This window comes from Saccharothrix syringae (assembly GCF_009498035.1).
GTDB classification, from domain to species: domain Bacteria; phylum Actinomycetota; class Actinomycetes; order Mycobacteriales; family Pseudonocardiaceae; genus Actinosynnema; species Actinosynnema syringae.
Window position 1 is genome coordinate 6772812 of sequence record NZ_CP034550.1, and the last position, 22987, is coordinate 6795798.

Annotated in this window: 16 protein-coding genes; 7 read left to right on the forward strand and 9 right to left on the reverse strand. The window is 74.2% G+C overall.

Translation table 11 applies throughout. From position 1 onward, the window contains the following. Nucleotides 1-111: 111 nt before the first annotated feature. The 4 genes from EKG83_RS28840 to EKG83_RS28855 are packed head-to-tail and all read left to right on the forward strand — an operon-like array spanning nucleotide 112 to nucleotide 5895. Entirely contained in the window at nucleotides 112-1893 is a 1782-nt protein-coding gene (locus EKG83_RS28840) for a non-ribosomal peptide synthetase (RefSeq protein WP_051766577.1), read from the forward strand. Beyond that, a complete protein-coding gene (locus EKG83_RS28845) occupies nucleotides 1890-3782 on the forward strand; it encodes a B12-binding domain-containing radical SAM protein (protein WP_033433832.1) in 1893 nt (630 codons plus the stop codon). The genes EKG83_RS28840 and EKG83_RS28845 overlap by 4 nt, the downstream gene beginning before the upstream one ends. Then, nucleotides 3782-4927, forward strand: coding sequence for an acyl-CoA dehydrogenase family protein (locus tag EKG83_RS28850; RefSeq protein WP_322746692.1), 1146 nt, complete (start codon nucleotides 3782-3784; stop codon nucleotides 4925-4927). Before EKG83_RS28845 ends, EKG83_RS28850 begins: the two co-directional genes overlap by 1 nt. A 14-nt stretch (nucleotides 4928-4941) precedes the next feature. After that, nucleotides 4942-5895, forward strand: a complete 954-nt coding sequence (locus EKG83_RS28855; RefSeq protein ID WP_084716912.1) for an ornithine cyclodeaminase family protein — start codon at nucleotides 4942-4944, stop codon at nucleotides 5893-5895. A gap of 53 nt (nucleotides 5896-5948) precedes the next feature. Here the strand turns inward: EKG83_RS28855 and EKG83_RS28860 are convergent, their stop codons facing one another. The 3 genes from EKG83_RS28860 to EKG83_RS28870 are packed head-to-tail and all read right to left on the reverse strand — an operon-like array spanning nucleotide 5949 to nucleotide 8827. Further along, on the reverse strand, nucleotides 5949-6797 hold the full coding sequence (locus EKG83_RS28860) for a hypothetical protein (protein ID WP_033433831.1): 849 nt from the start codon (nucleotides 6795-6797) through the stop codon (nucleotides 5949-5951). Further along, nucleotides 6794-7750 (reverse strand): fatty acid desaturase family protein, encoded by a 957-nt coding sequence (locus EKG83_RS28865; RefSeq protein ID WP_033433830.1) that lies wholly within the window; start codon nucleotides 7748-7750, stop codon nucleotides 6794-6796. Before EKG83_RS28865 ends, EKG83_RS28860 begins: the two co-directional genes overlap by 4 nt. Before the next feature lie 36 nt (nucleotides 7751-7786). Next, on the reverse strand, nucleotides 7787-8827 hold the full coding sequence (locus EKG83_RS28870) for an amidinotransferase (RefSeq protein WP_228122257.1): 1041 nt from the start codon (nucleotides 8825-8827) through the stop codon (nucleotides 7787-7789). A 225-nt stretch (nucleotides 8828-9052) separates the two neighbouring features. Between EKG83_RS28870 and EKG83_RS28875 the strand changes: the two genes are divergently transcribed. Continuing rightward, nucleotides 9053-9889, forward strand: coding sequence for a GNAT family N-acetyltransferase (locus tag EKG83_RS28875; protein ID WP_153278516.1), 837 nt, complete (start codon nucleotides 9053-9055; stop codon nucleotides 9887-9889). After that, complete coding sequence (locus tag EKG83_RS28880) at nucleotides 9886-10110, forward strand: MbtH family protein (RefSeq protein WP_033433888.1); 225 nt, start codon at nucleotides 9886-9888, stop codon at nucleotides 10108-10110. The genes EKG83_RS28875 and EKG83_RS28880 overlap by 4 nt, the downstream gene beginning before the upstream one ends. 6 nt (nucleotides 10111-10116) lie before the next feature. Here EKG83_RS28880 and EKG83_RS28885 read toward each other — a convergent pair whose 3' ends face one another. From EKG83_RS28885 to EKG83_RS28900, 4 genes are all read right to left on the reverse strand, one after another. Continuing rightward, on the reverse strand, nucleotides 10117-11631 hold the full coding sequence (locus tag EKG83_RS28885; RefSeq protein WP_170191921.1) for an AMP-binding protein: 1515 nt from the start codon (nucleotides 11629-11631) through the stop codon (nucleotides 10117-10119). Between the two features lie 4 nt (nucleotides 11632-11635). Next, nucleotides 11636-11935: a YciI family protein gene (locus tag EKG83_RS28890; protein ID WP_051766575.1), complete on the reverse strand. Its 300-nt coding sequence runs from the start codon at nucleotides 11933-11935 to the stop codon at nucleotides 11636-11638. 48 nt (nucleotides 11936-11983) lie between these two features. Continuing rightward, the gene (locus tag EKG83_RS28895; protein ID WP_033433827.1) at nucleotides 11984-12298 is read right to left on the reverse strand and encodes a hypothetical protein; all 315 of its coding nucleotides are present in this window, start codon (nucleotides 12296-12298) and stop codon (nucleotides 11984-11986) included. A gap of 186 nt (nucleotides 12299-12484) precedes the next feature. Further along, nucleotides 12485-13330, reverse strand: a complete 846-nt coding sequence (locus EKG83_RS28900; protein WP_153278517.1) for a helix-turn-helix domain-containing protein — start codon at nucleotides 13328-13330, stop codon at nucleotides 12485-12487. 242 nt (nucleotides 13331-13572) lie between these two features. Between EKG83_RS28900 and EKG83_RS28905 the strand changes: the two genes are divergently transcribed. Next, nucleotides 13573-14379 (forward strand): helix-turn-helix domain-containing protein, encoded by an 807-nt coding sequence (locus EKG83_RS28905; RefSeq protein WP_153278518.1) that lies wholly within the window; start codon nucleotides 13573-13575, stop codon nucleotides 14377-14379. A gap of 265 nt (nucleotides 14380-14644) precedes the next feature. Here EKG83_RS28905 and EKG83_RS28915 read toward each other — a convergent pair whose 3' ends face one another. Together EKG83_RS28915 and EKG83_RS28920 are read right to left on the reverse strand one after the other, a co-directional pair. Further along, nucleotides 14645-17797 (reverse strand): hypothetical protein, encoded by a 3153-nt coding sequence (locus tag EKG83_RS28915; protein WP_033433826.1) that lies wholly within the window; start codon nucleotides 17795-17797, stop codon nucleotides 14645-14647. Then, nucleotides 17797-22926, reverse strand: coding sequence for a hypothetical protein (locus EKG83_RS28920; protein ID WP_153278519.1), 5130 nt, complete (start codon nucleotides 22924-22926; stop codon nucleotides 17797-17799). Before EKG83_RS28920 ends, EKG83_RS28915 begins: the two co-directional genes overlap by 1 nt. Nucleotides 22927-22987 lie beyond the last annotated feature (61 nt).

The following is a 22987-nucleotide window of genomic DNA, read 5'->3' on the forward strand; positions in this document are numbered from 1 at the left end:
AGTCTTGGACCGGCGAAGCGGGGCGGGCCATGGGACCTAGGTCCCATGGCCCGCCCCGCACGGCTCCTCCCAAACTCGAAGTCACCGCTCCACCACGCGAGGAGGCTCCGAGTGCTGCAGGCAAGCCACACCCCGCGAGCAGACAGCGCCCGCCGCACCACCGTCCCGGAACGGATCGCGGCGTGGGCGGCCCGCCGCCCGGCGGCGGTCGCCGTCGTGGACGAGCACACCTCGGTCACCTACGGTGATTTCCAGCAACGGGTGGACGCCCTGGCCGACCGGCTGCGCCGGCTCGGGGTCCGGCGGGACGAGCGGGTCGCGGTGTACCTGGAGCGCTCGGCGGACTGCGTGCTCGCCGCGGCGGCCGTGCTGGCCTCCGGCGCCGCGTACCTGATGCTCGACGTCCGGCAGCCGGCCGCCTGGACCCGCCTGCTGCTCGACCGCGGCGCGGCCCGGGTGGTGATCACCCGCCCCGACCTGTGGGCCACCACGGCGGTGGAGGGGCTGTCGACGGTGGACGTGACGACCGCGCGGCGCCCGCTGCCGATCGGCGCACCGCCCCGGCCGGCCGAGCCCGTGCCGGACGACGCCGCGGCCTACCTCAACTACACCTCCGGCTCCTCCGGGGCGCCCAAGGGGGTGCTGGTCGAGCACGCCGGCCTGGCCAACCTCGTGGACTGGTACCTCCAGCGCCACCGGGTGGGCCCGGACGACCACCTGACCCAGCTGGCCCGCCCCTCGTTCGACGCCTTCGCGCTGGAGGTCTGGCCGTGCCTGGCGGCCGGGGCCGCGCTGCACGTCGTGCCGCCGGCCCTGACGGCCGCACCGGCCGAGCTGCGGGACTGGCTGTGCCGGTCCGGGATCACCGTCGCCTTCGTGCCCACGCCGCTGGCCGAGCAGCTGCTGGAGCTGCCGTGGCCGGACCGCGGCCGCCTGCGGGACGTGCTGGTCGGCGGCGACCGGCTCACCGCCTACCCCGGTGCGGCGCTGCCCTTCCGGCTGCACAACAACTACGGGCCGACCGAGTGCACGGTGGTGGCCACGTGCTGCGAGGTGCCCCCGGGTGGTCCGCCGGGCGAACCGCCGCCGATCGGCACGCCGATCCCGGGCGTGTCCGCCTACGTGCTGGACGAGCGGCGCCGCCCGGTCGCCGACGGCGAGCCGGGCGAGCTGCACCTCGGCGGGGTCGGCGTGGCCCGGGGCTACCTGGGCGACCCGGAGCGCAACGGCTTCTGGGCCGACCCGTTCAGCGCGGAACCCGCGGCCCGCGCCTACGCCACCGGCGACCTGGTGCGCCGCGCGCCGGACGGGCAGCTGCACTTCCTGGGCCGGGTCGACGACCAGGTGCAGGTCCGGGGCATCCGGGTGGACCCGGGCGAGGTCGAGCCGGTGCTGAGGTCCCACCCGACCGTCGACCGCGCGGTCGTCGTCGGGCGGGACCGGCAGCTGGTCGCCTACGTCACCGCGGGCGACGGCCCGGTGGACCCGGCGGCACTGCGCCGCTTCCTCCAGGCGCGGTTGCCGGACTACCTGGTCCCGGCGGTGGTGGTGCCGCTCGACGAGCTGCCGACGACCGGGCACGGCAAGGTGGACCGGCGGGCCCTGGCCGGGCTGCCGCTGCGCCGACCGGAGGCCGAACCACCGCCGGAACCCGCGGACGACCTGGAGCGCGTGCTGACCGAGGCGTGGCTGGAGGTCCTCGACGCCACCGAGGTCCACCCGCACGACAACTTCTTCGAGATCGGCGGGGACTCGCTGCGGGTCAGCCGGCTGGTCGGCCGGTCGCGGCAGCGGGGGCTCGTCCTGCGCCCCGACGACGTCTACGCCCACCCCGTCCTCAGGGACCTCGCGGCCGCGCTGCGGGAACAGCGGTCGACGGCGGTGCCCCGATGAGCAAGCGCGTCACCTTCGTCGAGCTCTCGGTCTACGACAACACGGTCCCGCTGGTGTCCGGCTACCTCCAGTCCTACGCCATGGAGGACCCCGTCATCGCGGCGTCGGTGGACTTCCGGATCTACTCCCGCAGCCTGCGCCAGGACGCCGACCGGATGCTCGCCGAACTGCTGGACCAGGGCAGCGACGTCTACGCGTTCAGCTGCTACATCTGGAACACCGGGCTGGTCCGGCGGCTGCTGGCGGGCCTGCTGGCCGCGCGGCCCGACGCCTGGTTCCTGCTCGGCGGGGCGCAGGTGATGAACCACGGCGCGGACTACATCCCGGCCGGCGCCCGCAACGTCGTGGTGTGCAACGGCGAGGGCGAGCAGCCCTGCTACGAGTTCCTGCGGCAGGTGCTCGTCGACGAACCGGACCTCACCGAGGTCTCGGGCGTGACCTTCCGGGCCGCCGGCGGCGAGCTGGTGACCACCGACAAACCGCCGCGGCTGCGCACCCTCGACGACGTGCCGTCCCCGTTCGCCGCCGGTCTGTTCGACGGCGGGGAGTACACGTTCACGGTGCTGGAGACCAACCGCGGCTGCCCGTTCCACTGCGGGTTCTGCTTCTGGGGCGCGGCGACGAACTCCAAGGTCTACAAGTTCGACGAGGAGCGCGTGCGCGGGGACATCCGGTGGATCGCCGAGCACGGCGTGGCCAGCGTCTTCATCGCCGACGCCAACTGGGGGCTGTCGCCGCGGGACGTGGAGCTGAGCAAGTACATCGTGAGCTGCCGGGAGGAGTTCGGCTTCCCCACCTCGATGGTGCTGGCCGCCGCGAAGAACCGGCCGGAGCGGGTGGCCGAGATCACCGAGGTCCTGGTGCGCGGCGGCCTGGTCACCAGCCAGCCCATCTCGCTGCAGACGGTGAACACCGAGACGCTGCGGCTGATCGACCGGGAGAACATCCGCGAGAGCACCTACACCGAGCTGCAGCGCAGCCTGAACGAGAAGCGGATCAGCTCCTTCATCGAGATGATCTGGCCGCTGCCCGGCGAGACGCTGGAGACCTTCAAGGCCGGCATCGCCCGGCTGTGCCGGCTGGAGGCGGACACCCTCACCGTCTACCCGCAGCTGCTGCTGCACAACACCGCGCTGTACGAGCAGCGGGAGACGATGGGCATCGAGGTGGAGCGGGCGCCCGACCCCGTGGCGGAGGCCGACGTGGTGGTGGCGACCCGGTGGGTGGACCGGGCCGAGTGCGAGCAGGGCACCTGGTTCTACTACCTGGTGCAGAGCCTCTACAACGCCCGCGGCGCCTACCACCTCGCCCGGTACCTGGACCGCAACGGCATACAGTCGTACGAGGACTTCTTCACCGCGGCGACGGACTTCTGGCAGCGGTCCGACAACGAGCTGTGCCGCTTCGTGGCGGAGTCGGTGGCCACCGCCGACAACTACGACCTGCTCAACATCGGCAAGGCGGCGCACCTCGTGCTGCACTCGCACCGGCAGGTCTTCGACGCGCTGCTGCTGGACTTCGCCCGTGCCCAGCCGTGGTGGTCCGACGCGGGCGCCCGCTGCGCCACCGACCTGGACCTGGTCGCCCGGCCGTACATCTACCGCGAACCGGTCCGGGCGCCCGGCGTCGAGCTGACCGAGGCGAGGCTGCTGGAGGTCGGCGAGACGAGCCTCGCGGTGTCGCTGCCCGCCGCGCTGGCGCACCTGCCGGTGGAACTGGGGCTGCTGGCCGGGCCCGCGACCGAGCTGGGCTTCGAGCACCCGCGCGACGGCAAGATGCCGGTCCCCCGCCACCACACGATCGAGCAGAACGCGAGCTACTGCCACGTGATGATCCAGCGGCTGCGCACCCTGCTGCCGACCTGCCGGTCGTTGCGGCTGACCGCGTGATGATGCCGCGGGAGGTCTTCACCGACGACCACCGGGCGTTCCGGGAGGTCGTCCGGGAGTTCGTCGCCCGCGAGGTCACGCCGAACCTGCCCAAGTGGGAGAAGGCCGGCGTCGTCGACCGGGAGGTGTGGCTGGCGGCGGGTCGGCAGGGGCTGCTGGCGCCGGAGATCGACGTCGAGTACGGCGGCGGCGGGGTCCGGGACTACCGCTACCACGTGGTGCGGGGCGAGGAGATGGCCCGGGCCGGCACCCTGAGCCCGGCCTTCAACCTGCACAGCGAGATCGTCGGCGGGTACCTGGACGACCTGGGCACGCCGGAGCAGAAGGGCCGCTGGCTGCCGGGCTTCTGCGCCGGCGAGCTGATCGCCACCATCGCCATCACCGAGCCGGACACCGGCAGCGACATCGCGGCGATCAGGACCACCGCGCACCGGGAGGGCGAGGACCACTACCGGCTGCGGGGCAGCAAGGCGTTCGTCACCCACGGACTGCTGGCCGGGCTGGTCCTGGTGGCCGCGCTCGACCCGGCGGCCGGCCCCCGGTCGGCCAGCCTGCTGGTGCTGGAGCCGCCGCTGCCGGGGCTGACCGTGGGCGAGCCGCTGGCCAAGATCGGCCTGCACTCGCTGGACACCGTGCCGATGACCTTCGACGACGTGCTGGTGCCCCGGGCGAACCTGCTGGGCGAGGCCGGCGCGGGGTTCCGCTACCTGATGCGGTACCTGCCCCGGGAACGCCTGTCGGTGGCGGTCGCCTCGCTCGCGCTGGCCGAGCAGGTGCTGGCCGAGACCCTGCGGTACTGCGGGCTGCGGTCCGCGTTCGGCCGGCCGATCGGCCGGTTCCAGCACAACCGGTTCCAGCTCGCCGAGATGGCCACCGCGATCCAGGTCGCCCGCGTCTTCACCGACCGGTGCGTGGTGGAGCACGACCGGGGCGAGCTGACCCCGGAGCAGGCCGCGATGGCGAAGTGGTGGAACACGGACCTGTGCGCCGACGTGGTGAACCGCTGCCTGCAGCTGCACGGCGGCTACGGCTACGCGGCCGACTCCCTGGTCGGCCGGGCCTACGTGCAGGCCAGGGTGCAGGGCATCTACGGGGGCACCACCGAGATCATGAAGGAGATCATCGGTCAGTCCCTTCCGCTGTGACCACGGGGGTACGCGTGAGGATCTTCGACGAGGCCGCCGTCCGGGAGCTGCTGCCGATGAGCGCGGCCATCCCGGTGATGCGCGAAGCGCTCCGCGCGTTCAGCGCCGGGCAGGTGCACCAGCCGCTCCGCACCATGGTCCCCGGGGCCGACGGCGACGTGCTCGCCGTGATGCCCGCCTTCGTCTCGTTCGGCGGTGGGCGCGGCATGTTCGGGTTGAAGGCCATCGCGGTCAAACCCGGCAACCCGGCTCGCGGCCTCGACCCGCACCCCGGGCTCGTCCTGGTGCTCGACCCGGACACCGCGGCGCCGGTCGCGGCGGTCGACGGCACCAGCCTGACCGCGATCCGCACGGCCGCGGTGTCCGCGGTCGCCACCGACGCGCTCGCCCGCCCCGACGCCGGCGTCCTGGCGCTGCTCGGCTCCGGGACGCAGGCGCGGGCCCACCTGGAAGCCCTCGCGCTGGTGCGGGAGCTGCGAGAGGTCCGGGTGTGGAGCCGCGACCCGGAGCACGCCCGCGCCTTCGCGGAGTCGGCCGCCGGGCGCCGGGTGGTGCGGGCCGGTTCGGTGGCCGAGGCCGTCGACGGCGCCGACCTGGTCTGCACCACCACGTCGAGCCCGACGCCGCTGCTGGAGGCCGGCATGGTGGCGGCGGGCGCGCACGTCAACGCGGTCGGCGCGGTGTTCCCCGACCACCGCGAGCTGGCGGGGGACCTGGTGGCACGGGCCGGGGTGTTCGTGGACAGCCGCGAGTCGGCCCTGGTCGAGGCCGGGGACCTGCTGTCGGCCGTGCGGGAGGGCCACTTCGCGGCGTCGGGCATCCGGGCCGAGATCGGCGAGGTGCTGCTGGGCCGCCACCCCGGCCGCGGCGGTGACGACGAGGTGACGGTGTTCGAGTCGCTGGGCCTCGCGGTGGAGGACGTCATGGCCGCCCGGCACGTGTGGGAACGCGCCGCCGGCCTCGGCTGACGGTGCGTCGGGTCCGGGGCAGGCGGCGCGTCAGGTGCGGGGCCGGTGGCGCGTCAGGTCCACCAGATCAGCTCACCGCGGTCGTCGACCCCGGTGAAGCAGGTCAGCAGCAACCGCCTCCGGTCCCGGCCGACGGGTTCGCCACCCAGCACCGCGTGCACGAGGTTCCCGTTGATGACGCAGAGGTCGCCGGTCTCCACCGGGATGACCACGGACGGCACGCCGGTCAGCAGCTCGACCGGGTAGGGGAACCCGCTGTGCAGCAGGCCCAGCCGGTCCCGCGCGGCCTCGTCCGGCTCGACGTTCCACAGCTTGAGCTGCCCGGTGCCCGGGATCACCCGGGGGTAGACGTTGACCGCCACCACGCGCCGCAGCCGCTGGATCTCGAAGCCGGCCTGGAGGGGGTCGCCGAGCTGGGCCAGGTCGTCGTGCGGTTGCAGCAGGAACCGCCCCGCCTGGTTCCAGCAGACGGCTTTCGAGTCCCCGGCGGGCATGCCGTGGTGCCGGGCCGCCCGGGCCGCCGGGACGACGCCGTGGGCCGTCAGCGACGAGCGGAACTCGGCGATCGGGTCGACGGCGTCCCGGTAGAGGTCGCGCACCGCGCTCGCCGACTTCTGCACCGAGGCCAGGTACTCCTCGGTGGTGCTGTCGACGTGCGAGGCGCCGACGAGGTAGCCCTCGACCCCGCCGACCCCGTCGCCGTAGCGCGGCGTGCGGGCCGTCGCGGGCGACCAGAAGTTCGCGACGATGCGCTCGCAGTCCGGGGCGGGCAGGTACGAGCGGACCCGGTAGGCGGCGAGTTCGCCGCGCAGCACGCGCGACACGGCGTCGTGGTCGACGACCCGGGTGGTCTGGTGCACCCGGAACGAGGTGTGCGGCAGCGACCGGCCGGTGATGGTCACGAGCGTCCTCCCTCCGCCCGGGCGCGGTGCAGCAGCGGCCGGCGGGTGTGCAGGAAACCGAGCATGGCGGGCAGCGGGCTGACGATCCGGGGCTGCGCGTCCAGCCGGGCCCGGTGCCGCCGCCGCACGGCCGGCAGCTGCGACCAGTGCGCGCTCGGGTTCAGGTGGTGCTCCTGGTGGTAGCCGTCGTTGAACGCGAGCCGGTTGTACAGCCGGCCGTAGTGGCTGACCGAGTCGGCGGCCCGGTTGTCCGGGTCGGCGCCGTAGTGCCGGTAGTAGTTCTGCACGTTCACCATGACCAGCGCCAGGAAGTAGGCCGGCAGGTAGCAGAACAGGGTCCACTCCCAGGAGATCGCGGTGAGGGCGGCCAGCGACAGCCAGTGCGCCGCGCGGTCGACCCTGATCTGGCGCAGCTCCCTGCTGCGCCGGGGTTCCCGGCGCCAGGCCAGCGAGAGGAGCATCAGCTCACCGGCACCGGGCCTGGTCAGGCCCAGGAGGAGCGGCAGCTCGCGGCCGCGGTCGCGCAGCGACTGCAACGCCCCGCCGATCGCGTAGCGCAGCAGCGGCGCGTGTTCCCCGTTCTCGCCGTCCCGGTACGTGGAGGACAGGTCCTTCGTGGTGCCGGTCTCCCCCGGGGCGTCGTTGTTGTACCGGTGGTGGTTGCGCACGTGCATCAGCCCGTACGCCTGCGCGGACTGCCCGATGTTGACCGAGTTCAGCGCGGACGCCACCGCGTTCAGCCGGGCCGAGGCGAACCACGGCAGGTGGGTGAACAGGTGCGCCACGACGATGATGTTGTACGCGGTCATCACGGCGAGCAGCGCGACCTGCGCCACGCGGCCCGGCCAGCCGGCCTGGGCCCAGGTGGCGGCGCACCAGAACATGACCGCGAAGTGGGTGAGGCTGCAGGCCACCAGCAGGCCGTCCCGCGGTGAAACCCTCCAGACGCGCATGGCACCCCCTGGTAAGTGCATCCGTGGCCCGGATGCTCAGAAGTAGGACTCCAGGGCGCCGCTGCGCCGCACGTCCAGCGTGGCGCAGTGGAACGAGCCACCGAAGCTGTTGAAGTTGCGGAAGTCGCAGAGGACCGGGGTGAACCCGAACTCCTTGACCGCGGCGATCATCGGCTCGTCCTGCCGCTCGACCACCACCCGTTGTTCGTCCAGCACCAGCAGGTTCATGTTGATCCACTTGCTGGTCAGGTACAGCGGGTGCGACGAGGGGATCACCGGCTCCGGCGCGGCCCGCACGTCCCAGTCCCGGAACTGGCGGGGCACCTCGGGCACCCGGTCGGCGTTGATCAGCAGCTTGCCCGGCGCCAGCGGGACCAGGGTGGCGTCGATGTGCATCGGGTGCGCGTCGGCGAACTCGACCACGTGCACCCGGTAGTCCTCCCCCAGGTGCCGGCGCAGCCACTCGATGCCGAAGTCGTTGGTGACGTTGCTGCGCTGGACGAAGATGTCCCGGCCGCAGCGGACGAAGTCGGCGGCGTCGAACGTCGGCTCGAACTCGGTCACCACCAGCCGGACCGGGTCGGACTCGACCCAGTCCTGGTCGAACTGCTCGTCGGTCAGCTCCGGCTTCGGCGCGGCGGCCCACCCGGCACCGCCGCGGAAGTACTCCTTGAGCAGCGGGCGGTAGGCCAGCGACTCGTAGTAGCGGGAGCGCCAGGCCATCGGGCACTCGATGATCTGCTCGCCGACCACCAGCAGCGCGTCCCTCGGCATCGCCGCGTACATGCCGGTGCTGGTCCAGTCGAGCGTCCGGTACGGCCGCCCCTGCGCGATGGGCTCGGGCCGGCGCACGACCACGCCCTCGCTCTCCAGGATGTGCGCGAACTCGTCCAGCTCCGCGGCCGCGGCCGCGACCAGCTCCGGCGGGAAGGGCCGGCCGGCCATCCGGCGGAACGTCTCGTGCTGGTCGGCCGGCAGCACCGGGGGGAGGGCGAGGTGCCACCCCGGGAAGCAGGCCCCGTCGACGATGCCGACGATGACCTCCTCCAACGGGTCCCACTCCGTGTACGAACGCACGGGGCTCGGCGACGCGGCTGGGTGCGGCAACGGTTTCTCCTCGCCGTGGGTGGCAGTTCCCGGTCGATCGGTGGACTTCGCGGACCCGAGCCGCCCGACCAGTGTGGTCCGGGGTCGCGCGCGCAGACCATGGGACCTTGGTCCCGCAGACCGCTCGGGCCGGTTGCGGGAGGCTCGGTGCCAGCGGAGGCCATGGCCCCGCGGAACGCGGATGGAGACCGAGCCATGGATTCCCTACTCCGGCGGCGTCACCTGGAAGACATCGTGGACACCGACACCGCCTACTTCGAAGCAGGCGCCGAGTCGTCGCGGGGCAACGGTTTCACCCTCGTCCGGACGCCCGGTCTCGAACACCTCGCCGCGGGCTGCCTGGCCGTCCGCGTCGAGCCACCCGCCACGGAGGAGGGCGCGCGTCGGTGGCGGCTCGACTTCGAGGGCGCCGTGCACCTCGCGGGCGGGCACCGCTACCGGCTCTACCTGACCGACCGGGCACCCGCCCTCGAAACCGAGCTGCTCGCCCACGGGTACGCGCGGCGTTTCGAGTCGATGCTCGTCCGCGACCCGGAACGCGCACCGCGCGGGAGCACCCGGGTACGGCTGCGGGAGATCACGTCGGCGTCGGGCTGGGCCGAGAAGGTGCGCGTCGACGGCGGGTCCACGCACGCCCCCGACGGCCACCGCGTCGACACCCGGTCATGGGCGGAGTACGAGCACCGGAAGTGGCGGAGCGGCATCATCCGCTACTTCCTGGTCGACGGCGCGGACGAGACCTGCGGCACGGTGGGCGTCGTGCGCTCGGCCACCGTGGTCCGGGTCAAGAACCTGCTCCTCCACCCCGGTTGGCGCGGGCTGGGGATCGCCACCGAGGTCGCCCTGGCCGTCCACGCCACCGCCTCCGCGACCGGGCTGCCCGCCGGCCTCTTCGCGGCCGCCGGGGGCATCGCCGAACGCGCCTACCGGCGGGCCGGTTTCCGCGTGGTGGGCACCGTCACCGAATTCGTCCGCGAACCGGGCGGGCGGGGTCCCGCCGGAATCCCCACCGATCGGAAAGGGAGATCATGAGCATCAACCCGTTCGACGACGAGAACGGCCGCTTCTCCGTGCTCGTCAACGAGGAGGGGCAGCATTCCCTGTGGCCGGCCTCCATCCCGGTCCCCCCCGGTTGGAGCGTCGCGTTCGGCGAGGACGGTCGAGCGGCGTGCCTGGACTACGTGGAGCGGAACTGGGTGGACATGAGGCCGAGGAGCCTCCAGGCCGCCATGGCGGAGGACGCCGACCGGTGAAGTCGTTCACCGGTCGGCCAACGACCGGCGCAGCAGCTCCTTGTCGGGCTTGCCCGCGTCGGTCAGCGGGAGCCGCCGCACCAGGTGGACCCGGTGCGGCGCGTAGATGGCGCCCTGTTCGGCCGTGACGAAGGCGCGCACCTGTTCCGGTGTGACGCTGTGCCCCGGCCGCGTCACGACGGCGGCGTGCACCCGTTCCACCGCGTCCGCGTCGGCCACCCCGAACACCGCCGCCCGGGCGATCGCCGGGTGGCGCACCAGCAGGTCCTCCAACGCGGCCGGGTACACGTGCCAGCCGAGCACGATCACCATGTCCTTGATCCGGTCGCACAGGTGCAGGTAGCCCCGCTCGTCGAGGTAGCCGACGTCCCCGGTGCGCACCTCGCCGTCGCGCCACACCCGCGCGGTCAGCTCCGGGTTGCGCCAGTACCCCTTCGCGGCCGTCGGCGACCGCACGCAGATCTCCCCCGCCCGGCCGGTGGGCAGCTCGTCGCCGTCCTGGTCGCGGATCGTCACCCGCGCCCCGGGGACCGGGCGGCCGACGGTGGCGAGCAGCTCCGGTTCCAGGTGCTCCCGCGCGGACAGCTCGGAGATCACGCCCGCCTCGTTCTGCGAGTACACCTGCACCAGCACGGGACCGAGCAGTTCGACGGCCTGCGCGATCCGGGTCGGTGACGCGGCGCAGCTGCCGTAGTTGACCGCGCGCAGGCTGGACAGGTCGTGGTCGCCGAACGTCGGGTGGTCGATGATCTCGTACAGCAGCGGTGGTGCCAGGAGCAGCTCGGTCACCCGGTGGGCGGCAACGTCGGCGAGCACCTTCGCGGGGTCGAAACCCCGGTGCAGCACCAGTCGGCCACCGAGGCCGAGCACCACCTCGGAGAACGCGCCGCCGGCGTGGGCCAGCGTCGTGCAGAGCAGCACCACCATGTCCGCGTCGACCACCGTGCTCATGAGGTCGAAAAGGCTCGCCTGGGTCCCGTAGGCGACCTCGATCCCCTTGGGGCTCCCGGTGGTGCCGCCGGTGTACCGGATGAAGCAGACGTCGTCGGCGTCCACTTCGGTCGGCGTGACCGGACCGCCGGGAGCCTCGTCGGCCAACGAGAGCACGTCCTCCCACGCCCTCGTCGGGCCGAGGCCGAGCACCGTGGCGACCGGCGCCCGTTCGAGCACCTCCGCGGCCCGCCCGGCCAGCGCGGCGTCCACCACGAGCACGTCGGTGCCCACGTCGGCGACGACGCTCGCCTGCGCGGCCGCCGCCAGGCCGTTGTAGAGGAACGCGGTCCGCGCGCCGAGCAGGTTCGCCGCGTACCTGGCGGCCATGGTCTCGACCCGGTTCTCGGACAACAGGGTCACGCTCGACCCCCGCCGCACCCCCCTGGCCGCCAGCACGTGCGCGAACCGGTGGATCAGCGCCAGCAGCTCACCGCGGCGGATCGCGGTCCCGTCGGGTCGGTGGCAGGCGACCCGCTCGGGTCGCCCGCCCAGGGCGGCCAGCACCCGGTGCGTGTAGTTGTGGCTCACCACGTCACCGCCGGTCGAGCCACAGGGTCCAGGGACGCACTTCCTTGATGCGCAGCACCCCGTTCAGCGCCCACGGGTCCTTGGCGAAGGTGGACCGCACCTCGTCCTCGTCGGCCGCCACCACGGCGAGGAGCCCGACGTCCTCACCGCCGCCGTCGCCGATCGGGCCGCCGAGGATGATGACGTCGCGGTCGAAGAGGTCGTCGGCGAAATCCGAGTGCCCGTCCCACTCGGCCTGCTCCCGGATGCCCCGGGTGTGATCCCAACGGGGTCCCTTCGCTGTCGTCACGGCGAACACGGCCACGGCATCTCCTTTGTCCTGGTCACGAAAGGGCGGCCACCACGGGCCGTACTACGGGTCGATCCCGAAGGACTTCAGCGGCAGCACGATGGTCTTGATCTCCCCGTGGACGACCCGCGAGAGGAAGGGGGAGGTCGCGATCGTGCGCCGGCAGAGCTCCCTGGCGATCGCCCGGGTCTCCTCGCGGTCCCGGCCGACCCGGTGCAGGGTCACGTACAGGCGGTCCCGCATGACCTGGGCGTGCACGTGCTCGATCGAGTCCTCGGGCGTCGCCGTGGCCCACGTCGCCTCCACGGCGGCGCTCTCCAGCGAGGCTTCGTCGGCGTGCGGGCCGCGGAGCCGCAGCACCACCGTCGCGTGGTTCACGCAGCCACCGCGAGGGCCGTGGGCGGGAAAGAGCGAATGATCTTCGACATGACGGATCCGTCCCCAGAAAGCAGTTCCGACGAGTTGCGCCCCCGCGTTCCCCCGCCCGGTCGGCGACCGTGCCGCACGTCCCGCGGTGCGCCGGTCACGGCCGACCGGGTGACCACTGCCGGTTCCCGGTGCCCTTCACGCGCTCGCCCCCTCCTGCCGGACCCGTTTCCGGTACTCCGACGGCGAGCACCCCACCCACCTGCGGAAAACCCTGGCGAAGTTCTCCGGGCTCCGGAAGCCGCACCGCCTGCTGACCCGCGACACCGGCTCGTCGTCCGCCGCGAGCTGGTACCGCGCCGCGTCCACCCGCAGCCTGGTCAGGTACTGCAACGGCGTCTCGCCGACGGACTCGGAGAACCGGCGCGGGAAGTGGTACCGGCTGACCCCGGCGCGGGCCGCCAGCTGGTCCAGGGTGATGTCCTCCCCCAGGTTCTCCTCCAGGTACGCGATCACCTCCACCAACTGGTCGCGTTCCAGGCCCCCGGCGCCCTGCTGCCCGGTGGCCCACGGCGCGAGCAGGTAGTTCGCCAGGTACCGGGACGCGCTGACCGCGTAGTCCTCCCCCGCCCCCAGCTCGCGCGCGTGGACCAGCACGGACACCATCGACGCCAGGTGCGGGTCCGGGTACCGGGGCGCGTGCGGCCTCAGCGCCTCCTCGACGGAGGCCGGGTGCGCCCGCGCGGCGTCCCGGAAGACCGCCGCGGGGAGCCGGGCGCAGGCGAGCTCGAAGGGCGGGTGCCCCGGCGGGGCTCGGCGGATCCGGACCAGCCCGCCCGGTGCGATCCGGCAGACCTCGCCCGGCACCAGGCCGGCGCGCCGCGCGCCGTCCCCGGTCTCGACCTGGCACGACCCGCGCAACGGGGTGATGACGGCGACCCACTCGTCGGGCGCCCGGCACAGCAGGTCCTCGCCACCGGCGGGGGCGGTCCGCCGTTCCACCGCCAGCGATTCCCACGGCGACACGACTCGCGACGACGTCATCTGGACAACCTCCGGGGACGATTGTGCGAACCGACCGGGTGACCTCGATCAGTAATTCAGCGCACGAATCCTGCCCCGAAGTGCAGTGATCGCCCGGGAACGCGTCACGGCCGGAAGGAATCTGCTGCACTGGGACCCGACCGGCTCGACCATCGGCGCTCCACCTCTCCGTCGGGGTCCACTGCCTTTCCTCGAGTCGACCGTACGAGCAGGCCGGGAACACCGACTAGGGCGAAGTTGACATGGACGAGTCGCACCTGCGCAGGTGGCGCCCCCCGCAGTTGCCGGGGGTCGAAGTGGTGTCCGGGCGCATCCCGAACTACACCCGCCCGCGGTTCACCCTGAGCAGCGGCTACACGATCAAGATCAGGCACCGGGGCGCCCCGCCGGCGGTGCGCTACCGCGGCCGGGACCAGGAGGCGGGCGCCGCGGGCGCGGTGACGGTGGTCGAGCCGGACGAGGTGGTGCAGGCGCTCGGCGGGCACGAGACCAGGGCGGAGTTCGACCTGCTGCTGGTGGACGCCGCACTCCTGCCGCGCGGCGCCTCCGGCCCGCCGCGGTTCCACCGGCTCGCCTACCCCGACCGCGCTCTGTTCGACGGCATCGCCGCACTGCACCGCGGCCTGGCCCGCGACGAGGACCAACTGGCCCTCCAGTCGGTCCTCGCCTGCCTGCTCGACGACCTCGTCACCCGGCACGCGACCGCTCCCCGCCCGACCGACCCGGCGCTCGGCCCGCCGGCGCTGCGGCGCGTCCGGGAGGTCCTGCACGACCGGCTGGACGCCAACGTCAGCCTCGACGAGCTGGCGACCGTGGCCGGGTGCGGCAAGCACCACCTGGTCCGCAGCTTCCGCCGGGTCTACGGCGTCCCGCCGCACCGCTACCGCACCCTGCTGCGGCTGGACCGGGCCATGGCGATGCTGGTGAGGGGCCGTTCGGTGGCGGACGTGGCCGCCGCGCTGGGCTACTGCGACCAGAGCCAGCTCAACCGGCACTTCCGGCAGGTGTTCGGCATGAGCGCGGGCGCCTACGCCAAGGCCGTGCGGTAAGGGTCCGTCGCCCCCCTGAAAATATGTGTTAAAAAGGAATGCCTGCCACTGCGTGGAGCTGTTTTTCACGCCCCGGGCGATATCCGGGCGGAGGAACGCGAAAACCCCGTGATCCCCGCGCCGACGCGTGCGATCATTCGCGTGTCGGCCATCTGCGTGTGCGGTTCGGACCCGTGGGATTATCGCGGCGTCAACAATATGACGCAGCCGACCCCGATGGACCACGAACACGTCGGTGGCGCTCCCCGGTGGTACGGCCTCCGGCTCACTGGACGTACACCGGGGCCGTGGAGCGGTTCAGCGGGTCGATCACCACCACCGCGTACCGCTGCGGCCGGGGGCTGGTCACCGTATCCCGGACGACCGTCGTGGTACCGGTGATCGGCACCGGCGGCAGGGTCGCGGACGGCAGCGAACCGGGTGGGTGGATCCGGTGCACCGACACCAGGTACGGCGCGGTGGCGAAGCGGTGCGTCACCGGGGTGTTGGTCACGACGATCTCGTTGTACGCCGACCCCCACCGCACGGCGGCCCGGGGCACCAGGGCGTTCTCCGGGGTCAGCACGGTCGACGCGGGCGGTGAGGCCGGGCCCCACGACGCGATTCGGGGTCCGGGCGGCGTCCCGGCCGCCGGGTGGACCTGGCTCTCCGCCGGCGTGGCGCCGGCGGGCAGGTGGGGCTCGGCCGGGTAGCGCACCTCGGCCAGCCACGTCAGCCGCACGTGCGCGGGCAGGCCCGTCGCCGGGCCGTCGACCACGGTGGCCGACCAGGTGTCGGCCGCGGTCCGGGTCAGGGGGATGTCGGTCTGCACGACGGGCACGTACTCGGGGTCGTCGTTGGCAAGCCGGCCGCGGCGCAGCCGGGCCTGGGGCGTCCCGGTCGTCGCGGGCAGCCCGGTGGCGGTGATCGTCACGTCGACCCGGCCGTCCGCCCGGGGAGCCACGCGGACCAGGGGCGCGGGCGGGGTGTCGCCCGAGGGCACGGCCACCGGCGTCAGCCCGCAGGTCTCGAACCTCGTCTCCACGCCCGCGGCGGTCACCGGGACCACGCGGACGAACTGGACGTCGCGCAGGGAGCCCGGCAGCCGGTGGGCGAAGCGCACGACACCGTCGGGGTCGGCGTGCAGGGGTGTCGGCGTGACCAGGGTGAAGCGCCTGCGGTCGGTCAGCTGCGCCGAGCGCCCCCACACCTCGGCCGCGCGCACGCACCGCGGGCCCGCGCCGGTACCGCCGAGCCGCCGCTCGTCGCCCAGGTACACGCGGTAGCCCCACGCGCCGCCGCTCCACTCCAGGCCGACCTCGCTGTCGCCCACCGGGTCCCGGTCGGCGGCGAACAGCAGGGTGGGCGCCACGAACAGCGGCGGGTAGGACCTCGGGTCCTGCACGGCGCGCTCCACCGCGGCGGGTGCCGAGGTCTGGCCCGCCGCGTCGGCCAGGCGGGCGGTGACGGGGATCGCGGCGGTCTCGCCCACGCCGAACGGGCGCACGGCCACGGTGGCGGTCACGGAGGTCGCGCCCGCGGGCACCGGGATGGCGGGCTGCTCCACGCCGTCGACGGTGAGCAGCGCCAGGGTGACCGGCGCGCCGCCGGGGCCGACGACGTCGCGGACGGGCAGCCGGCCCGGCAGGGTGCGGCCGGGCACGCCGACCCGGATCCGCAGCACACCGGGGGAACGCGGTTCGGTGCCCGTGCCCGGCGCGGCGGGCTGGTACTCGGCTTCGACGCCGGGCGTCGGCGGGCCGGCGGTGGGCGGCGCCTGGGCGGTGACCACGGCCTGGTCGCTCCAGCGGCCGAACTCGTCGGCCCGCCACAGGCCCCACGACGCGGACTGGCCGGGCACCGAGGGGTCGACGACCGCGCCCGAGTCGTTGTCGTCCACGTCCCAGTGGGCGACCAGGGCGAGCGCCCGGTTCACCGAGCCGACGCGGACCGTGCGGTGCAGCGAAACCGCCGGCGACAGCCTGGCCAGGCCGAGCATCCCGCCGGCGGCGGGGCCGCGCAGCGGGATCCGCTGCGTCCACCGCCGCTCGCCGGTCGTCACCCGCCAGACGGGCGGCGGCAGCGCGAGCGTGCCGGGCGGCGCCGGCCGGTCCGGCGGTGACTTGACGGCGACGGTCGCGCCCATCAGCGGCACGGCGGTCCATCCGTCGGCGGGGTGGGCGGCGCGCAGTTCGGCCTGGCGCTGCGCGGCCAGTGCCGACAGGCCGGGGTAGCGGCTGTGGAGGGCGGACACGACCGGGGAGGGCGGTGGGAAACCGGTGAGCAGCGAGCGCAGCGTGCCGCCCTCGTGCGCCCGGTCCAGCGGCAGCAGCCACAGCCCGGCGACCAGCCACAGCGTGCACGCCGACGCGGTGGTGGGCGGGTCCACGCGGGTGGCCAGCCCGAGGTGCCTGGCGATGGCCGGGTCCACGGCCGAGGCGAGCAGCGCGGTCATGGGACCGACCGAGCCGGAGGCGTCCGCGACCGGGCCGCCGCCCAGGTCCACCGACGTGTCGACCGGCGGCGTGCCCTGGTCGGTGAAGCAGCGGTCCAGCCAGTAGCGCAGGCCCGACGGCGCGTCGGACAGCGCCTGCACCCGGCTCACCTCCTCGGCGGGCGAGAGCGCGACCACCGCGCCGTCGGGCCGGTCGGGCGGGCCCAGGCGCCTGGCCGCGCCCTGCTCCACCCGGACGCGGGCGGCGGTCGCCGGGTCGGCGTCGGGCACGTACCACGGTCCGGCACCGGTCGGCAGGCCGAACGACACCGCGCGGGCCGGGTCGACCACGATGTAGGGCGACTCGGTGCTCACGATCTCGACCAGGTCGACCGTGCCGGCGCCCCGCAGCCGCAGCAGGGTGAGGTCGGCGCCGCCGAACTCGTAGGGCGCCGCCGCGCGGCTCGCCAGCACCGTCGCCTCCCCGTCGGGGAGCCTGCTGGCCGGGTCGAGCACGTCCACCCGCAGCCCCGCGCCCCCGCTGGTGACCAGCCGCACGAAGCAGCACCGGACCGCCCGGAACGTCCACTGCCACCCGTGCACCAGCAGGTAGCGCACGTCGGACGGGCTGGTGGTGGTGAGGCCGCCGCCGGTCTTGAGCACCGCCAGGTCGGGGCCGAGCCACACGTGCGTGGACGGCCGCTCCATCACGTCGGCCCCGGAGGCGCGCCACGGCGCCACGTCCACGCGGAACGCCGTGAACGGGTGCAGCGGGAACCCCAGCCGGGGCGCCACGTTCACCCGCAGGTGCGTGCCGTCGGGCAGCCACGGGTCGCCCGCCGCGGTGATCGCCGAGGCGCGCAGCAGGGTCGCCGGCGCCACCGCCGACCGGCCGCCGACCGCCGTCGGCACGACCCCGGGGTCGGCCCGGTCGCCCGCCACCGCGGCCGCCACGCCGCTCGCCACCGCGCCGCCCAGCAGCGCGCGTCGGGTGAACTCCGCCATCAGACCTCCTCGGCGAAACGGGGCGCGGTGCCGCAGGTGCACAGCAGGTTGCTCGTCACGGCGGTGACGCCGCCGGTGGCCAGCGGCCGGTTCTCCTCGACGGTCAGCCGCAGGCCGGCGGCGGGCACCGCGGGCGCGGTCGTGCGCATCAGCACCCGGCACCCCGACCCGTCCCGCCACACCTGGTCGAAGGCGTTGAGCGACCGGATGCGCAGCCGGGGCGGCGCGCCGTCCGCGTCCCGGCCCATGCCCGGCCGCTCCAGGGGTTCCGGCGACTCCAGCAGCACACCGGACAGCACCCAGCCGGTGCCGCTGCGCGCCCACAGCGCGCTGGTGCGGGCGCGGGGCGCGGGCCGCAGGTCCAGCCCGAGGTCGCGCAGCACGCGGGCGAGCAGGCCGTCGCCCACGCCCGGTGGCGGCAGGGTCGTCGGCGAGGTCACCGGCAGGTCGCCCGCGCGTCCCGCCGTGCCGGTGGCGACGAACCCCAGGTCGGCCCACTGCTCCAGGGCCGTGGCGTAGCGGGAGGTGGTGAACACCACGCCCGGCAGGCCGCGGCCGCCCGTGCCCTGCCCGCGCTTGCGGAACCACGCGGCCAGGTCGTAGGTCGCGCTGGGGTCGAGCTGCGCCTGCGGCACGAGCGACGCGCCGACCCCCGGGCGGCGGCACCACGTGCTGACGAGCGACAGCGCGTGCAGGCGCTGGTCGGCGCGGGCCAGCCGCCACGCCCCGATCATGGCGACCAGGCGGGCCGTGACGAGGTCGGGCTGCGCCGGCGCTCCCGGCTGGAGGTCGGTGCGGCGCAGGCGCAGCAGCGAGTCGTAGTCGTAGCGGCCGGCCAGCGCGGTGACGTGCCGCCGGCTGAAGGTCGCCGCCACCGGGTCGTCGTGGTACCAGAACCGGGTGCCGTCGCCGGGCAGGTAGCCCAGCAGGTACCGCTCCAGGTAGGCCGGGTCGAACCGGTCCACCGCGCGGAAGGTCGGCGCGAAGGTGCTCGCGGCGAACTGCGGCGGCCCGATCGCCGCCCGTCCCGGCGAGACCTCGGGCGCGGTGCGGAAGTAGTAGTCCGTGCTCGGCAGGGTTTCCGTGGGACGGGAACCGGCCTTGACCGTGATCGTGTTGGTGATCTTGTAGAGGGTGCCGGGCTTGAGCAGGTCGGTGTCGTCGTCCAGCGGCTTGTAGGACTCCGTGCTGCCGACCGTGGCGGTCTGCGACCGGGCCGCGTTGACCACGCCGGCCTCGGCCCTGGTGGCGGCGGTCGACGTGCGCACGCCGAGCAGTTCGACGCGGCTGCGCGCGTAGTAGTACACCCGGACGCCCGACTCGGCGGCGGACGTGGGCGGCGCGTAGCACTGGATCACGTGGTCCGGGGTCGGGGTGAGGGTGCTGACCCGCGTCCACGCGGTGTCGGTGGACCCGGAGTAGACGCGCAGGTCGACGTCGGAGGCGGGCGTCCGCACCCGCAGCCACAGGCGGGGCTCCACCAGCGGTTCGTCGAAGGTGAAGTGGCCCAGGGCGTACGTCGGCGCGCCGGTCACGCCGCGCCACTCGCCCTGCAGCGGGTGCGGCAGGACCAGCACACCGGGGAACACCCGGTCCGGGGTCGTCACCCCGCCGGGCACGGCCTGCGGTCCGCCGGGGTGCACCGCGGCGGGCAGGCCCGTCGCGCCGAACCACGACGCCCGCAGCGGCTCGCCGTCCAGCGTGAACACCGCCCGCGCGCCCACCCGGGGGCGGAACCGGTCGGGGGCCGGGGCTTCCGGCGGCAGCGCCCAGCCCGCCGCGGTGCGCCGCGCGTCGCCGCCGAGCAGCCAGCCGAACTTCGCGGAGGCCCACGTGTCGCACAGGTCGCGCAACGTCTCCACCGGGTCCGACGGCAGGCCCTCGCCGCCGTCGGCCAGCGTCTGGATCCACGGCAGCGGGTCGGTCGAGAGCAGGCTCAGGTGCCGCGCCGAGGTCAGCGTGTTGGGCGAGTCGTGGTCGGCGGCCGGGATCCACCAGGTGGCGTTCTGCTGCCGGGTCGGCACCACGTCGCCGTCCGCGGTGACCTCGACCAGGTTCAGCCGGGTCAGCGAGTACCTGTAGCGCAGCGAGTCCGTGCCCGCCTCGCCGGTGCTGGGGTTGACGGCGGTGCACAGGAACTGCCCCTCGGTGCCGGTGTCGTCGCGCGGGCCCGTGCTGAACGCCAGCACCGGCACCACATCCGGCCACACCACCGGCGCGTGGTCCGGGTCGGTGGCCGCGTCGTCGACCTTGCGGCCGTGGCGGTCGGCGAGCTGGACGCCGGTCAGCGGGCTGACCACCGGCGTCGGCGGGTCGCCGGTCGGGTCGCCGAGGTGGAAGTGGACGCAGCCGCCGAGGGAGAAGAACGCCAGGTCGACCTCGCCGCAGACGTGGAAGTCGACGAGGTGCCGGGTGCCGGGGCCGGCCTGCACCTTCAGCGCCGCGCTCGCCGACACCGACACCGGCCCGAGGTCCAGCGACCCGGCGAGTTCACCCTCGGCGGCGAGCACGAGCGACTGCTCCTGCCCCTCGGCCGGGTAGGGCATGGTGCCGATGCCGGCGACCAGCGACGCGCTCATCTCCAGCCCCAGCGGCCCGAACCGCAGGTCGCGGTGCCAGCCCGCGCCCATGCCGACGGAGAAGCCGTTGAGGTCGCGGCCGTCGTCGTAGAGGTCGGGCAGGCCGTTGCCGTGGATCATGAGGAACGCCCACGCGTGCTCGTCGAGGATGTCGGGCAGGATCGTCAGCAGCACCGGCCCGGTGCGGCCGAGCTTGCCGTCACCGCCGATGTCGATGAACCAGTTCGCGTCGTGGGCCGGGAAGTGCGCGCCGATGGGCACGGTGAGGTCGAACAGCACCGGCACGTGGTAGCTGCCGCGCAGCCCGATGGTGAGGCCGTCGCGGTTGATCGCGAGCCCGCCGAGGTAGTTGATCACGGAGGTGTCGGGTGCCCGGCCGATCTCGCCCAGCGTCGGCCGCGAGCCGAACAGGGTGCCCTTGAGGCTCGCGTTGATCGCCACGTCGGGCACGCTGAGCGCGAACATCGCCCGTGCGGAGAAGGTGAACCCGAGGTCGGGGACGGTGCCCAGGACCGCGCCGATGCCCAGGGTCGTGGCGCCCGGCTCGAACCGGGTGTGCCCGGGCAGCCGCGGGTCCCAGGAGAGCTGCCGGACCACGAGGTCGTCGCCCGGCGGCAGGGCGATGGCGGTGTTGGTGCCGAAGACGCCCAGGAACCCGAACACGCCCAGGCCCGTGGGGCCCAGCGGGATCGGCCCGGGCAGGTCGATGGCGAACACCACGAGCACCTGGTTGCCGTCGGGGCCGTGGTCGGCGGAGAGCAGGTAGGCGTCGGTGGCGAGGTTGAGCGGCGGGATGGTCGCGGCCAGCCGCACGTCGGTGATCGGGCGGCCGGTGTCCGGGTCGGTGACGATCCGCAGCTGACCCCTGCCCTCGATGACGTCCAGGCCGCCGCCCGCGCCGGGGAACGCCAGCGCCACCGCGAGCCCGCGCAGGACCACCGAGAGCGAGCCGCCGTCCACCGTCGCGCGGATGGTGGCGCCCTCGACCTTCACCGGCCCGAGGTCCAGCGCGAACGCCAGGTCCACCTCGAACCACGTCGAGCCCTTGCCCGACCGGGTGCCCAGCACGTCGAACAGCGACCCGAGGTGCCGGACCTGCCAGCCGCCCGGGTCCTCCACGTCCACGCCCGCCGAGCGGTGGTCCAGGGTGTAGCGGTCCAGGCCGGACGCGGCCAGGTCCACCCGCAGCCGCACGCCCCGGAAGCGCACCCGCATGGGCCTGGCCGGGTCCATGGCCACGCCGAACCCGCTGCCGCCGCCCACGGTCAGCGGCTTGACCAGGATGTCGGCGCTGTAGTCGACGGTGAAGTCGGCCTTCCCGGCCGTGGCGTAGCCGATGCCCACGCCGTGCACCACGACCCGGCCGTGGTCGGTGAGCAGGGCGCTGAGCCCGAGCGCGGCGACGAACAGGGCGTGCACCAGCGCGCCGCTGCCGTCGTCGCCGGGCCGCGGCGGCGGTTTCGGCGCGTCGGCCATGACCGCGGTGGCCAGCGCCGCGGCCGTGACGACCGCCTTGACGCCCGCCGACGCGCCCGGCCCGGCCTCCACGGAGATCAGCCCGTCCTCGCCCTCGGCGTCCATCGAGGCGGTGAACCCGACCACGGCGGGGCTCTGCCGCACGTCGCGGGCGTAGCGGACCCGGTACCGCACCGGGTTGCCGCCCCCGAGCACCACCTCGTCGTTCGGCACCGGCACGGTCGTGCCCTCGACCGGGAGCAGCGCCACGGCGTCGATCAGCGTCGGCAGCAGGTCGCCCAGGCGGGTGGCGCCCGGGTCGCGCCACTCGACGGTCGCGGTCAGCTCGGGACGGCCGTCCGCGGCGGGCAGCCGCGTGGTCACCGACGCGTCCACGCCGGCCGGGCTGGTCAGCGCCAGGCTCGCGGTGACGGTCGTGCCGCCGATGACCGGGACCCCGCGCGGCACGTACAGCTTCAACTCCGGGATGGACAGCCCGCGCCACGCCGGGGCGAGACCTGGCGGCGAGAGCGCCGGGTTGTCGTCGACCAGGATCACGCCACCGGTGAACGCCATGCCGACACCGGTGGTGCCGAACAGCATCGCCGGCGGGTTGAGCCGCACCGTGATCAACTGGTCCTCCGCCAGCCCGGCGGGCAGCAGTCGCATCCGGACGGTCGACTCGGCCGTGCCCTCGACCCGCACGACCACTTCGCCGTCCACCCGCAGCCGCCCGGACAGCGGCTCCAGCCACTCCTGCCGGGCCGCGCCCGTGCCGTCGGACCGCGGCTCCGCCGGGACCAGCGCGGGCGTGGTCGGCAGGTAGCACAGCGGCCCACCGGTGCCCAGCAACGCGATGTCGGCCCGCCACGCGGTCGCCGTCCCGCTGAGCGTGACCACGGCAGGGTGGCCGGTGGCCACCGTGAAGCTGAGGAAGCCGGGCAGCGGCGGGTTGACCAGGATCCGCCCGTCGAGCACGGACGAGGTCCGCTGCACCACCTGGTCGACCGACCGCAGGAACGCGTCCACGTCCGGCGGCACCAGCACCCGGTTCATGACGCCCCGGGAATCGAGGTACTCCCGCAGATTTGCCACCGGAATTCCCCCGTCCGGACGCGCGGTTCATTCCACCGACTTCCGATCCACCCCCGGTCCG